This window comes from Paenibacillus chartarius, assembly GCF_042432825.1.
GTDB lineage: Bacteria > Bacillota > Bacilli > Paenibacillales > NBRC-103111 > Gordoniibacillus > Gordoniibacillus chartarius.
This window is the reverse complement of the sequence record NZ_JBHLWN010000046.1, coordinates 15,580-29,310: the sequence shown is the minus strand read 5'-3', so window position 1 is coordinate 29,310 and position 13,731 is coordinate 15,580. Positions and strand designations below refer to the sequence as shown.

9 protein-coding genes and 2 tRNA genes are annotated in these 13,731 nt (G+C 52.9%); 1 reads left to right on the top strand and 10 read right to left on the bottom strand.

What is annotated here, in order from left to right:
- Positions 1-258 precede the first annotated feature (258 nt).
- From ACFFK0_RS11665 to ACFFK0_RS11650, 4 genes are all read right to left on the bottom strand, one after another.
- A tRNA-Ile gene (locus ACFFK0_RS11665) sits at positions 259-332 on the bottom strand.
- A 26-nt stretch (positions 333-358) separates the two neighbouring features.
- A tRNA-Met gene (locus ACFFK0_RS11660) sits at positions 359-435 on the bottom strand.
- A 101-nt stretch (positions 436-536) separates the two neighbouring features.
- Positions 537-701: a hypothetical protein gene (locus tag ACFFK0_RS11655; RefSeq protein ID WP_377470362.1), complete on the bottom strand. Its 165-nt coding sequence runs from the start codon at positions 699-701 to the stop codon at positions 537-539.
- A 61-nt stretch (positions 702-762) separates the two neighbouring features.
- Positions 763-1,728 carry a Gfo/Idh/MocA family protein gene (locus ACFFK0_RS11650; RefSeq protein ID WP_377470361.1) on the bottom strand — a complete coding sequence of 322 codons (966 nt, stop codon included), beginning with the start codon at positions 1,726-1,728 and terminating at the stop codon, positions 763-765.
- 138 nt (positions 1,729-1,866) lie between these two features.
- Between ACFFK0_RS11650 and ACFFK0_RS11645 the strand changes: the two genes are divergently transcribed.
- Positions 1,867-2,379 (top strand): 2'-5' RNA ligase family protein, encoded by a 513-nt coding sequence (locus ACFFK0_RS11645; RefSeq protein WP_377470360.1) that lies wholly within the window; start codon positions 1,867-1,869, stop codon positions 2,377-2,379.
- A 108-nt stretch (positions 2,380-2,487) separates the two neighbouring features.
- Here the strand turns inward: ACFFK0_RS11645 and ACFFK0_RS11640 are convergent, their stop codons facing one another.
- The 6 genes from ACFFK0_RS11640 to ACFFK0_RS11615 all read right to left on the bottom strand — a co-directional run bounded on the left by ACFFK0_RS11640 (position 2,488) and on the right by ACFFK0_RS11615 (position 13,728).
- Positions 2,488-4,215: a hypothetical protein gene (locus tag ACFFK0_RS11640; RefSeq protein WP_377470359.1), complete on the bottom strand. Its 1,728-nt coding sequence runs from the start codon at positions 4,213-4,215 to the stop codon at positions 2,488-2,490.
- A gap of 12 nt (positions 4,216-4,227) precedes the next feature.
- On the bottom strand, positions 4,228-5,505 hold the full coding sequence (locus ACFFK0_RS11635; protein ID WP_377470357.1) for an efflux RND transporter periplasmic adaptor subunit: 1,278 nt from the start codon (positions 5,503-5,505) through the stop codon (positions 4,228-4,230).
- Positions 5,506-5,525: 20 nt separating this feature from the next.
- Positions 5,526-8,639, bottom strand: a complete 3,114-nt coding sequence (locus ACFFK0_RS11630; RefSeq protein ID WP_377470356.1) for an efflux RND transporter permease subunit — start codon at positions 8,637-8,639, stop codon at positions 5,526-5,528.
- A gap of 466 nt (positions 8,640-9,105) precedes the next feature.
- On the bottom strand, positions 9,106-11,301 hold the full coding sequence (locus ACFFK0_RS11625) for a hypothetical protein (protein ID WP_377470355.1): 2,196 nt from the start codon (positions 11,299-11,301) through the stop codon (positions 9,106-9,108).
- Positions 11,302-11,343: 42 nt separating this feature from the next.
- Positions 11,344-12,843 (bottom strand): ABC transporter substrate-binding protein, encoded by a 1,500-nt coding sequence (locus ACFFK0_RS11620; RefSeq protein WP_377470354.1) that lies wholly within the window; start codon positions 12,841-12,843, stop codon positions 11,344-11,346.
- 6 nt (positions 12,844-12,849) lie between these two features.
- Positions 12,850-13,728, bottom strand: a complete 879-nt coding sequence (locus ACFFK0_RS11615; protein WP_377470353.1) for an ABC transporter ATP-binding protein — start codon at positions 13,726-13,728, stop codon at positions 12,850-12,852.
- Between the last annotated feature and the right edge of the window lie 3 nt (positions 13,729-13,731).

Here is a 13,731-nt window from a genome sequence, read left to right as displayed (position 1 = left end):
CCCACATATCTATTGGCAATATCCATGTATTCAACATAATTCGAAAGATTCCTACTAATTTCGACAATAAACCACCTAACATTTCCCAAAGTTTTCTTTAAGTTTAAGGTCATCCACTTTAATAAAATGCCGTCTCAAAATTGGTCAAAGCTGCAGATAGCATAACCCATATATAAGCTCTATGATGATCAAACATAAGGATGATTCCATGCCTAGAAAAAGAAAAAACCCTTACTCTCGTAAGGGTTGTGCGTTCGATGGGCCCTGCAGGACTCGAACCTGCGACCAATCGGTTATGAGCCGACCGCTCTAACCAACTGAGCTAAGGGCCCCCAGTACATGTAGGGTGAAGATGATTTGGTTGCGGGGGCAGGATTTGAACCTGCGGCCTTCGGGTTATGAGCCCGACGAGCTACCGGGCTGCTCCACCCCGCGGTAACCGTCATCTGCCTGAGCTTTTCTAATAAGTCTCAGCAGCGACAAACATAAATATAGCTAATTGAAAGCAAAAAGTCAAGAAAAAAATAGATATTAATTTACAGCGAATATCGGACACCGAACCGGCCCTTGCGCGATTTATACACCTCAACGTGCTGCGGGCACTCGTAGCCGTAGATCCACCAGTCTTCCTCCATGCGCTTCGCCAAACATCCCGCCTGGAATTTGCTATCATACAGCTTCGCCCAATACACCCAACTCATGCTGGCTGCCTCCTTGTTGGTAAGGGGTAATCTGTATGTAGCATATCCAGATCTTTGCATTTTATAACCGGATCGGCGTCCCGTTGCGAGCGGACTCCAACGCTGCGACGGTAACTTGCTGCGTACGGAACGCGTCTTCGTATGTACTTCGAATGCCGGAACGGTCGCCTGTACGAAGTGCGTGCAGGAAAGCTTCAACTTCGGCTTCATAGGGGTTATGTTGGTTCTCCGTGAAGATCGTCGTGCCGCGGCGCTGCTCCTGCAGCCCTTTCCGGCTAAGCTCCAATACCCCCTCTTCCGTCAAAATGTGCAATTCGGCGCGATGCTCCACCGGCAGCATACATGCATTCGAAATATTGGCGATCGTTCCGTTCGCCAGCTTCAGCGTAACCGTTCCGACATCGGGTACAGTAACTCCCTGCTCCCGTTCATGCATGATCGTCGATGCGTACGCGGCATATACTTCTGATACCTCACCGACGGTATATCGAAGCAGGTCAACAATATGCGTCGTCTGCTCAATGAATTGGCCGCCGGAGCCTTCCTCCCGCCGCCACCAGGCGACACCCGGCATCGTCCCCGTCCAATAGCCGAGTGACATCCCGACACGTGTACCGCGAATGATATCCAGCGCTCTTGCCGTACTTTCGAGGTATCGCATATGGTAACCGACGGATGTCAGCAGTCCGCTTTGCTGCACCTGGATGACGGTTTGCCGCGGTACGTCGAGATTCAGCCCCAGCGGCTTCTCGATGAAGAATGGAATGCGGCGCTCCAATAGAGCCGCTTCAATCGGGCCGTGGGCGAACGGAGGTACGGAGATGAAGACGGCGTCCGGCTTTACCGAATCGAGCATCCGTTCCACATGATCGTAGCCGGCGGCGCTGTATTTGGACGCGAAACGCTCCGCCTTGTCCAAGCTTGTACCGCAGGCCGCGGCAAACTTCACACCATCCATCTTGGTCAAAATATCGGCGTGTACCGCTGCAAACCAGCCTGTCCCGATGAACGCAATCGAAATCGTCATTCATATTCCTCCTCGACATGATGGATCTCCTCATATGGTTGAATTGCCCTGCACTTGGGTATCCTACACCTGTAGCGGCTTTGCTTGACGCCCTCGTTCCATTATAATCGATATATACCGTTAGGAGGAGGGATTGCCGTGAAATTCGGAATCGCCGTATTCCCGTCCAAAGAAATACAAGATCTTGCTAACAGCTATCGCAAACGCTATGACCCTCATTACAGCTTAATTCAGCCTCATCTCACGATTCGCGAGAAGGAGGATTGGTCCGAAGAACAGCTGCGTCACACGATACCTAAGCTGGAGCGAGCCGCCGAGGCTTTAGCCCCTTTCACGATTCATTTCAACCGGTTCAGCTCCTTCTACCCCGTGAATAACGTTGTTTACATGGCTCTATCCGATACGGAACCAATGAAGCGTCTGTACGAGACGATTTGCAGCGAAGAGCTCGCTGAAGTGAAACGCGCCTATTCCTATACGCCTCATTTGACAATTGGCCAAGAGATGAACAGCGACGAGCTGCATGACGTTCTGGCCAGCGTTAAAGCGAAGCCGCTGGACCTTTCATCGCGGATCGACCGGTTCCACCTGCTCTACCAGACGGAGAACGGCGCCTGGACGGCACATCAATCGTTCCTGCTGCGCGGATAAGCACCATATCGGCCCGTGCTATCCGTCACAACTCATACGCGAATAAATAAAAGCCCCCTCACAGCCTTCATCACAGGTCGGAGGGGGCTCTCTCTATCTATGAAACTATTATTTCAATGTACTAATAAGGCGTTTCGCCAGCTCACCGTTCGTATTCGTGAAAGATTCATAGACATTGATTGTGAACGGAGTCTCCAACTGCTCAGTTGTCCCTTGAATGCTAACCGTGTTCGAGCCATCCTGCAGCGCATTTACCCCGGCAAAGCTTAACTCGGGAACGACTCCAATCAACTTGCCCGATGTGTTTACAACTTCCAAACGGAGCTTCGGCGAAGAGGCGTCGATAATCGCCTGCTCATCCTGCTCGATATCGAGATCCAACTTCAGTTTATACGTATAACCTGTCTGCAAGTCGAAGTTGGTGACTGCTCTCCAGTCGTTGATCGTCACTTTCAGCGGATACATATTCAGCTCCGTTACCCGCTCCGTCTCTTCCACCTGAATGCTTGGATGAACCGCTGCGATCACCGATTTGTACGGCTTGATCGTTTGGGAATCAAACAGGCTCAGCTGCAAATCTTCGATCTGCTGAGATTTCGGCACCGTGAACGAGTAAGCGACCGCCGTTGCGGCGCCTGGGACAATAAGTTTCGCCGGATTGCTTTGCGCGTAACCGACATATTCATAACCGTCGCCGCTCTGCAGCTGGGTGCCGAACGACGGCACCGGCAAATTACGGTCACTCTTGTTCAGCAGCTTAAATTTGGCGATCGCGGTCTTGTAGCCATCATTCTCGTTCTCTTGCACGTGCAGCTCAACGAGCGATACTTCCAGGTTCGGATGAATCAGTTTATTGAGCTTGTCGAAAGCGATCGGGGTGCCGAACTCGTACTTGGGACCTGCTGGCAGCACGCCGGCAACTTCTTTTGCCGGCAGCAATATATTTACTCTGCCTATTCTGAACGGCTGACTAACATCCCCGGTCACATGCTGCTCGGTTGTAAGCACATTTAAGCTGCGCAGTTCCGTGCTGTCCAATTCCATTTCAATGGCGAAATGAACGTATCTCTTTTCACCGGATTCAAGAATAATAGGAGTTTTATCAACCAAAGAACCGAAGTAAACGTCCGTTGCCGACTTGCCGTCCATTGCGAGATCAGGCAGCGCTTGACGCTCCTTCGACGGATTTTCCACCAGCATTTGAACGATACTTACAGGCTTCTCCCCACTGTAGTCGCGTACAATATCGACAGGCGTGTAAACGAGCGGTGAGTGTAAGGAAGGAATGGTAAAGCTGTCCCCCCACTTCTTGATCGCATCCGCTGTACGAATCTCGGTTTCGTCACCCTGCCATACAACACCTGATGTCGGTACGTCCAGCTTCACGGTCTCCAATTTCGGATAGACATAATAATCAACATCTACCCATACGATATTCGCAACGTTCACTTCATCGGTTCGATCGATCGTCAGCATGTAACTGAGCTCGCGGGACGATTTGGCACTTACCGAGGGAACATTTGTCGAACTAGGCTGTAATGTATATTCAGTCCCGTCATCGGCTTTCAGCCGCACTTCATAATCCGGAACGCGAGTTACTTTGCCCGACGTGTTCGTCAAACGGACGACCGCTCCAAGCAAGGTTCCACCTTTCACGCGCTGACTCAGCACACTCTTGATTTCGACTTGCAGCGAGTCGTTCAGAGTGTAAGATTGCAGGGAAGCCGCTGCTGCCGGGGCTGCGGTGTCGGCGGCGAATGCAGACGGAAGCGCGGAGCCGGCAATGACGGCGGATAACAATGCGACGGCTGCTGTTGTTTGTAAGAGCTTTTTCATGTAGTAATCCTCCTATTTCGACACTTGCACTTTGTCTTTGTCCTTAAGCAGATGCTGGCCGGTTACGACGATCTGCTCGCCTTCCTTAACACCCGAAAGCACTTCCTGATTTGCTTCCTTCAGACGGCCCAGCTCCACCTTGCGCTTCTCCACCTGCTCGCCGGCGAGGACGAATACGAACGTCTCGCTGCCTTCGCGAACGACGCTCAGCGACGGAATGGCGACGACATTCTGGTCGACCTCTTCCGTGAGCAGCACTTGCGCTTTCGTTCCCGGCCGGATTTTGCGTTCCGAGTTCGGTACTTCAAGCTCCAGCGTGTAAGCTTTCGTCGTCGAGTTCATGACATCAGCCAGGTAGCTGACCTTCGCCTTCGTCTTCTCCACAACACCCGGGATGTAGAAGGTGAGCTCTTGCTTGCCGCGAACGAGCCTTGCGGTCTCTTCCGTAAGCTCGGACTTGATCCGGATCGGGTCAAGCTGCTGAATGGTACCGGCGCGGAAGCCCTGCTGCACGGTCATGCCGACTTCTACATTCAGGTCGGTGATTACACCGCTTGCCGCTGCCTTTACTTCGAGATTTTCGACCGATTTGTCGGCCTGCTGCAGATCGATGCCGGCAATTTCCGCGGCAATTTGGAGCTGCTCCAGCTGCGTGCTGGACTCTAGCGTAGCGAGCTTATCACGGGCCGCCTTAATGTCCAGTTTCAGATTGTTCATCTGCGTTTCCATATCGTCAAGCTGCTTCTTCTGAACAAGTCCGGCATCGTAATCATTGCGAAGCTTGTTATAATTTCTCTCCAAGTCCTTCAGCTGCTGCTCCAGCTTGGCAAGGCCGTTGCGGGCCTCGGTCTTGCCATTCTCAAGGTCTTCCTTTGTTTTGCTGTAGTTTAGCTCCGAGTTGCGCTTGCTTAATGCAGCCTTCTGATGCATCAGTGAAACGTCGGAAGGATCAAGCCGGAACAGAACGTCGCCTTTGTTGACGTATTCGCCCTTCTTCTTGAGAATCTCCAGCACATCGCCGCCCGATTTGGCTACGATATCGAGCTGAATCGCGGACACGACATCCGCTACTTGCTCAAGCGGCTCCGCAATCTTCAACTTGGCGATCGGCTGCACCCGAACAGTAGGAACTTGCGGTTCGGAAGCAGCCGCTTGTGCCGGCTGCTCCGGCGCTTGCGAGCATCCCGCCGCCAGTGCCGCCGCCAAGGCGACGACACTTACCAGCTTTACGCTGCGGAACACAACGGTCTGCAGTGGTTTCTTCATCAATCGTGTGGAACGCATGGTCATATCGCTTCTCCTTTTTCCCCTCAGTGGATAACGGCTGCATTCGCGGATGCGGCCTTCTTTGCGGCCTTGCGGCTCTTGCGGTTTTTAAACGAATCGATCATTTCATATACGATCGGAACAACAACAAGCGTCAGAAGCGTCGAAGTGGTCAAGCCTCCGATAACGACTACGGCCAGGCCCTTCGAAATAATGGTTCCTTTGGAGAAGCCGAGTGCGAGCGGGAGCAATGCCAGCACCGTGGCGCCCGCTGTCATAATGATCGGGCGGAAACGCGATACCCCGGCTTCCAGCAGCGCTTCGCGCACACCTACGCCCTCTTTCTCCAGCTGCATTACTCTATCAATCAATACGATAGCATTCGTAACAACGATACCGATCAGCATCAAAAATCCGATTAATGCGGTAACGTCGAGAATCGATCCCGTGATGAGCAGGCCGACCAATCCGCCGATGGCTGCAAGCGGCAGCGAGAACAGAATGGCGAACGGAGCGCTCGCATTGCCGAATGCCAATACCATGATCAAATATACGATGAAGATCGATGCGAACATCGCCATGATCAGCTGTGTGAAGCCTTCCTGAATATCGTCGTTTACCCCTTTCACTTCGCGGGAAACGCCTGCAGGCAAATCGAGCGCGTCCAATGCGGCCGATACTTTTGCACTAACGCCGCCCTTGTCGCTGGAATTAATCTTGGCGCTGACCGTGAGCGTCTGGCTCTGCATTTCACGTCGAATCGAGACCGGTGCAGCGATTTCCGTTACTTTAGCGACTTCGTTCAGCTTCACAACCGTTCCGGATTGAGTCTTGAAGGTGAAATCGCCGATGTCTTTGACAGAATCTTTGAAGGTGGGGTCTACGAGTACTTTAGTCTTAAACATGGTGTTGTCGAATTTCATGTCTCCCAGATCTGCTTCGGCAATCCAACCGTTCACGGTTGAAAGCACTTGACCCGTGCTAAGCCCGTATAGCCGTGCTTTATTCTCGTCAACGACAATTTCAATCTGGCTCTTTTTCCTGCCCATACTGTCTTTAACATCGCTTAGCTCGGGAAACTCTTGCAGCTTGGCTTTTACAAGCTGTACCGCTTGTTCCAAATATAGCACGTCATCGCCTTTCAGTGCGTAGGAGAAGTCGGCGCCGCTGCTGCTCGGCGGTCCGGCCGAGAATACGCTGCCGCCCACTTCCGATTCCTTAGGAAGCTCATTCAACATGAGCTGCTTCCATCTGTCGAATACCTTTTGCGAATCCTCGGTATCATTCACTTCGGCAAGGATCGTCGCCAAGTTCGAGATCCGTTCGCCTGACTGGATCTCGGTAAACAATTCATAGCCGACAAGCGTTTCAATATATTTAAACACAGGCTGGCCGGAAGCGTTCTTATCCTGCTTCATCATCTCTTCAAACTGCTTTGCCTTGTTGTTCATCGTTTCGAACGAAGTCCCCGTAGGCATCTCGACGGAGAAAGACATTTGTGTCTGCTTCTCGTCACCGCCAAGGAACGTGATCGGCAAGAACGGGAGCGTACCGGCAAATGACACGATAAATGCGAGGAACGCAATCGCGAGCACTCGCTTCGGACGCTCAAGCGACCAACTCATAATGGCCTTATATCTGCGCATGACCGCTCCGTCATGGCTCTCTTCATGCTGCGTCAGCTTCTTCGCGCGAAGCACGAGCAGTTTAGACAGCATCGGAATGACGGTTAAAGCCACGAGCAGAGATGACAGGATCGCAACGACAATCGTAATGGCGAACGGCCGGAAGACAGAGCCGATGACACCCGATACGAAGGCAATTGGCCCGAATACGCCGACGGTCGTAATCGTGGACGATGTAATGGCCGCCGCCACTTGCTGCGTCGCGTACAGAATGACCGATTCGTCGCGTTCCTGACGCTTGACCAGCTGACTGTAAATATTCTCGATAACGACGATACTGTCGTCCACGACACGCCCGATCGCAATGACCATGCCGCCTAATGTCATAATGTTCAGCGTAATATTCAACCAGCTCATGGCCAGCAGCGTGATTAGGAGCGATAACGGAATGGAGACGAGAACAATGAGCGTCATCCGAACGTTTCGCAGGAACACCAGAATCATTAAGGAAGCCAGTACAGCCCCGAGGGTCCCTTCCTTGAGCATACCGTTAATCGATTCTTTGACGGAATCCGCATCATTATAAATCTTCAAAAACTTCACGCTCGGCAGCGTCGTCTTCCAGCCTTCAATCAGCTTATCCGCACCCGCAGCGAACTGGACCGTATTCGCCTCCTTCGTCTTATAGAGCAATACGCCGATTGCCGGCTCGCCGTCGAGACGCGCGTAATATTGAGATTCATTCACAGCCTCGATATTGGCAATTTGCTTCAATGACAAGGAGTCGCCCGTTGGTGTCAACAAAGGTAAGTTTTGCAAGTTATAAACAGTATTAAGCTGGCCCTTCACCCGCACCATCTGGGTATTGCCATCAAACTCGACAGTACCCGCCGGACTCGATACGAGTGCGCTGCGGATCATGCCGACCGCTTGTTCCGGCGTGTAGCCGTAGTTGTAAAGCGCATTGACATCCAGCTTAATGGTCATCGTGGCTTCCGCTTTACCGATCGAATCGACATGGTCGATACCATTGAGCGAGGTAAGCGCAGGCTCGATGGAATCTTTGTAAACCTTGTTCAAATCGTTCTGGCTCATATTGCTGTCGCCATGAACCGCCAAATAGTACACCGGCGACGAAGAGAAGCCGGCTGTCAATACCTTCGGGCTCTCTGCATTGTCCGGAAGCTTGACATTCGCGATCAAGTCCTCTACGTCTTTCTTGATGTCTTCCGGCTTCTTGTCGTTGTCCAGCTGAATAACGATCTGAGAGAAGTTGTCTGACGAAGAGGACGTCAAATTTTTCAGCCCTGCAATACTTGCGACCGCCTTCTCCAGCGGCTTCGTCACTTGATCCAGCACGTCTTCCGGAGGTGCGGTATACTGCGTCATCACGACGACTACCGGGAAGCTAATGTCGGGAAAAGACTCCATCTTGAGCGACGAAGCCGAGTACATCCCCCCGCCGAATAACAGCATGATCAGGATGAACATGGCTGTTACGTTTTTCATTGAAAATTGAATTAATTTGTTCATCAGGCTAGTTCCTCCGCTTTCCTTGTAACGACTGGATTGCAAGTGTGATAGATCGATATGTACGTTCTTTCCACCATTGTAAAATGCAAACATTTTCTGTGCATCAAAATGTTATGAACTTTCTGTGATCTTTGCACCCTTACCTTCACCTCTTCTCTCCCGCTCCTGCGATTTCCTCTCTCTTACATTCCAACCTATTGACATTATAGCGTCCCGCCTCGCTGCCGTAAGGTGAAGACAGTCACGACTTCACGGTGACGGCTGTCATATTATGCCGGTATGACTTCCGTATGACTGGCGATTTCCATATGCAGGAAGCGGTCCATGCACGATAATGCTATTATAGCTGGGGTGATGCGGCGGAAAATCCGTCTGAGGGCTGATCTGCATCTACGACCGAAGAACTTGCTTCAGCAGGAAAAAACTCCCGACCCTTACGGATCAGGAGCAGATGATCATCGAGAAATTAGTCCGATAGTGCAAACCAGGTGTTCTTCATCGTAGCGATTAAGCGTCGGTGGCCTTGGAATTCTTCATACAGATTGAGGTCATACTGCTTCAAGAAGCTCAGTTTCCACAGCAAGTCGCCGTTATATAGGTTGATTTTGAATTCTTTATATTTGCCGACACGCAAACTGGATTGCGGCGTGGCCGGCGTATCGGATGCCTGCGGCTCGAATTTGTTCATCTCGGTGCTCCATTCGATCACGCGTAACCCGTTCGTATCGTTCAATTCAAAGACGAGCTTTCGCCCATCAACATTGACATGCTTAGTCAGATCCTTTGTGATTTCATAGTCGAATTTCAGATCCAGCTGACCCTTCTCAATATCCATAGTGGTTCCAACCTTGCTGATCGACATTGTGTAAGGTCCAAGCTTAATATCCTGCAGCGGCGTCTTCACATCCTTATTCTCCTGCGGCAGCCAGAATGAGAATGGTTTGATGTACATATCGGCTCCCGCCGCTGCTGCGCTAGTGCCCGTACCCGTGTCGGTGCTGCCCGTTCCCTTGTCGCCGTCGCTGCCAAGCTTGCCGTCAGTAACCGCTTCGCCGAGCAGCACGTTCATCCCGCTCTTGTCAACGCCTTTCGGAAGAATACTATAGACCGTAAGCAGTGCCTTCTCCCCGGGTCCGACCTTATCCTTCACTTCGGCAACAGTTGCCGGATACACGGTACCGTCAGCAGTACGGAAGTGGGCAAGAAGCTTAGCTATATTCGCGAACCGCTTTTCTTTATTTTCCACGACGACTTGTGCCGCGAGCAATTCGGTCGATTTGCCTTCATACGTCTTCACATTATCAATGGAAAACTGGGAGCGGTAGCCCGTATCCTCCAGTTGATATGTGGAAGTCGCTTCGGCAATCGGAACGTTCATCACCTCGGCCGGCGTCTCGAATTCCAGAACGTCAACCGTCTTCTCATCGGTCGTCTTCTCCTGCAGCACGAGCTTGACCTTGCTGAACTCATATGTATACGGTATCTTCGCCGCCATCTGCATGCCGACCGCTGCACCGTTCGACAATCCGAGTACCTTGGCCGGAGTTATGACCTTTGCTTCCACCTTCACCGCTCCGTCGAGCAGAAAATACCCGGAAAGCTGGGGAATCGGCAATGAATCCGACGTCCCTTTATTAGCGATAAGCATATCGGCGCTAATGATGTCCTGATCCTCCCAGGGAAGCCGGTAAATTCCGTTCAGCTTGGCGGTATACAGTCCGTGCTCGTCGGTAAACTGCACTTCTTTCCCCGCTTCGGCGCCATCCTGAATCGCGACGGCCGGCAGCTGGAATGCTGCGACCGGAATGTTGCGCTTCAAGTCGGTTACATTCTCCGTAATGACCAGCTGCCAGTTGTCCGTCGGGACAGATACAGGCACGTTGCCCGATAACGTCACCTCTTTTTTGTCTTGCGGCGTTACGACCAGATCCTTAAGCCCCTTCGCTTCCAGCGGGTACATGCTGCCGTCCTGCGCGCGTACGGCAAACTGATAAGCGGGAACCGTCAAGCTGTGCGCATCGGCATTTTCCAGAACGAGCGTGATGGCGGGCAGGCTGTACTTCTCATTTTTGCCGAGAGTGAACTTGCTGACAGTCAGCTTCGTATTCGTTCCCGCCAGCTTCGTCTCCAGCGCGGCTCCCGCCGCCGCCACATTGGTGAAATTCGCGGGAACCTCGACCTCGCCGAGCGTACGCTCGAAGCTGTCGACGGAGAAATCCCACTTGATCACCCGGATCTTCAAGTCTGTCAGCGAAGTTCCCTCATTAACCGTCGAGTAAAACGACAGCTCCTTCGTAGATCCGGCCGGAATCGTGTTCTTGTCTTTGTCCTGCGGCATCAGCTTGACGGTAAACTGCGCGCCGGACTTCGTCATCAGCCGTACCCAATAATCGACGAACGAGATGTCCTTGGTGTCGTTGTTCGTGACGCTTAAGGTGAAGGTGACGATGCGGCCGTTCTGGTCGGCGAGCATATTCACACGCTTCACTTCGACGAAGCTGCTGCCGCTCAGGTCGACGCGGCCGAGCGAAGCTGCCGCTGCCACAGGGGCAGCCCCGCCGTCCGCATACGCGGTCGGCAGAGCCGTACACATCAGAGCTGCGGACAAGGCAACGGACAAAAGAACGGATCGTTGGTTCCGGCTGCGGTCAATTCGTTTCATATGATGTGTGCTCCTTTATCAGGTTGATGTAATTGATGCCGACTACTGCTCTGCAGAAATTCCATGAGGCCCGATCGGCGCGGTCGGATTCTCCTTCAATTGCTTGAGCATCGCATCGCCGTCCGTCTGCCATTTCTTCAGCGCGTCCCGGACCGAAATTTTCCCTTGCAGAGCCGACATAAAGTTTTGCTGCGCAAGTCCTTGGACACTGTAGATGTTCGGATTCTCGCGGGCAATCTTGTAATCGTTCAGATTTTGCGCTACCGGCTTCGTGTTGTAGAAAGCAGCGATGTTGAAGGTCGCGCCGCCCGGCGCCTTAATATGCTTCTTCCGCGACACGAGCTGCCCGGAGCTGCCCGATTTGAGGCGCGCCCAGTCGTCGCCGTTGATGAATTTGATGAATTTCCAGGCATCGTCGGGATTATGCGCTTTCACGTTGATCCCCATAATGCCGTTCATATAAATTTGACCGCTCACGCCCGGCGCTTCGGGATGCGACGGCATCGACACGACGTCCCATTCGATTGGGTTATACCCTTTAATGTTCGCTGCATTCTTGTTCGCATTAATGAGCTGCGGAAGCCAGCCATAATACACAACGGACATCGCCAGCTTGCCGGACATGAAGTCGTCGTAGGCGAACGGGTTGTTTTGGTCAGGCTGCATCATTTTGGCGCGATTGCCCGGCTGGCTGTAATCGATCGCCTCCGGCATCACCTTATCTTTCTGCAGCTGAATGATCGTGCTCCACACTTTCTCCCACTGGTCGGAGTCGACCGTCATGTGCTCTCCCGTGTCGTCCCACATCCGCAGCTGAAGCGGCTGGCTGTACATTTGCGTCGACCAGAAAATATCGCCGCCCGAGCCCGTATTGAAGTTGAAGCCGTAGACCGGCTTATCGCCGTCAGGCTTCGTCACGCGTTTGGCCAGATCGAACACTTCCTGCCATGTCATGCCGTCTTTCGGGAATTCGACGCCCGCGTCCTGGAACAGCTTCTTATTATAGATGAGGGCCGAGGAGCTGAATGTTGGCGCAAGCGCGTACAGCTTGCCGTCTGTTGCAGCACCTTTAATACCGTCCAGCACAGCCGGCACGTAGTCGCTCGTATCGAACTTATCCTTCTGAATCATCGGATCAAGCGGAGAGAGCATGTTGTTCTGAACCAGATCCGGAAGCTGGCCGAAGTCGACCATCACGACATCGGGCGGATTGCTGCCCTGCATGACTTCCTTCATTTTCTCATAGGGATCCGGCATCTTCTCGCCCGGCTCGGGAGCGCCGCCGTACATAAATCTGCTGTTATCCATAACCGGGACGAATTCGAGCTTAATATTCGGGTTAGCGTATTCGAAAACTTCCGTGAATTGCTGGCGGAAATATTCGTTCTCGCCTTCGCCGCCGCCGTACATCGTCGTTGCAATCCGGAGTGTGCGCTCTCCTTCGGTTTCCTTGTTCTCCGCTTTCGTACAAGCGACGGCAAGCGGTACGGTCAAAGCCAGCACCAGGCCGGTCGACACCATTCTACGAGCAACAGGTTTCATGAATCATTACGCTCCTTCAATTGATTTAGGTGGTTTGATGACGATTTGTTCTCCGTCGAATTCCATGGAAGCTTTACCGCTGATGTTCAGCTTCTGCAAATATTCCTTCGGCACTTGAAGCCTGCCGGCGCGGTCGAGGACGACATACTCTTCATGGACGTTGTATACCGAGCTGCGCTCTTCGCCTCCGCGCAGATCGAGGTTAGGGTTGCGCTTAATGAACTCCGTAGAGGTCATTCCGTCGCGGATCGCCACGACGCGGCCGACTTTGCCGGCCATCGTCAGGTCATGGGTAACGATGACGATCGTCACGCCCAGCTCCTTGTTGAAGCGGTTGAAGATGTCCATGATGAGATCCGCCGTCCGCGTATCGACCGAGCCCGTAGGCTCGTCGGCCAGCAGCAGCTTCGGCTTGTTGGCCAGCGAGATCGCGATCGCCACCCGCTGCTGTTCGCCGCCGGACAGCTGATGCAGCTTGTTGTGCAGCCGGTGGCCGAGGCCGACCCAATCGAGCAGCTGCTTGGCGTATTCACGGTCGTATGTGCCGCTCAGCATCATCGGCATCTCCACGTTTTCCAGCGCCGACAAGAACGGAATCAAGTTCCGGGCGTTGTTCTGCCAGACGAACCCGACCGTGCTGCGCTTATACTCGACGAGCTGCTTATCGGTAATCTTGAGCAAATCCCAATCGCCGACGCGTACTTGCCCGGCTGACGGTCGGTCGAGCCCGCCAAGTATGTTGAGCAGCGTCGATTTGCCGGAGCCGCTGTTGCCGATGATGGCCATCATTTCCCCTTGATCGACCTGGATGTTGAGGCCCTGCAGGGCGACGACTTCGAGGTCGTCGGTTTTGTAGATTTTGACAAGTCCGTCGCAGGTGATCATCGC

What these genes read in the sequence shown, in the direction of transcription:
- ACFFK0_RS11655 (WP_377470362.1), bottom strand. Translation starts at nt 701, where the DNA reads ATGAGTTGGGTGTATTGGGCGAAGCTGTATGATAGCAAATTCCAGGCG.
- ACFFK0_RS11650 (WP_377470361.1), bottom strand. Translation starts at nt 1,728, where the DNA reads ATGACGATTTCGATTGCGTTCATCGGGACAGGCTGGTTTGCAGCGGTA.
- ACFFK0_RS11640 (WP_377470359.1), bottom strand. Translation starts at nt 4,215, where the DNA reads ATGAAAAAGCTCTTACAAACAACAGCAGCCGTCGCATTGTTATCCGCC.
- ACFFK0_RS11635 (WP_377470357.1), bottom strand. Translation starts at nt 5,505, where the DNA reads ATGACCATGCGTTCCACACGATTGATGAAGAAACCACTGCAGACCGTT.
- ACFFK0_RS11630 (WP_377470356.1), bottom strand. Translation starts at nt 8,639, where the DNA reads ATGAACAAATTAATTCAATTTTCAATGAAAAACGTAACAGCCATGTTC.
- ACFFK0_RS11625 (WP_377470355.1), bottom strand. Translation starts at nt 11,301, where the DNA reads ATGAAACGAATTGACCGCAGCCGGAACCAACGATCCGTTCTTTTGTCC.
- ACFFK0_RS11620 (WP_377470354.1), bottom strand. Translation starts at nt 12,843, where the DNA reads ATGAAACCTGTTGCTCGTAGAATGGTGTCGACCGGCCTGGTGCTGGCT.
- ACFFK0_RS11615 (WP_377470353.1), bottom strand. Translation starts at nt 13,728, where the DNA reads ATGATCACCTGCGACGGACTTGTCAAAATCTACAAAACCGACGACCTC.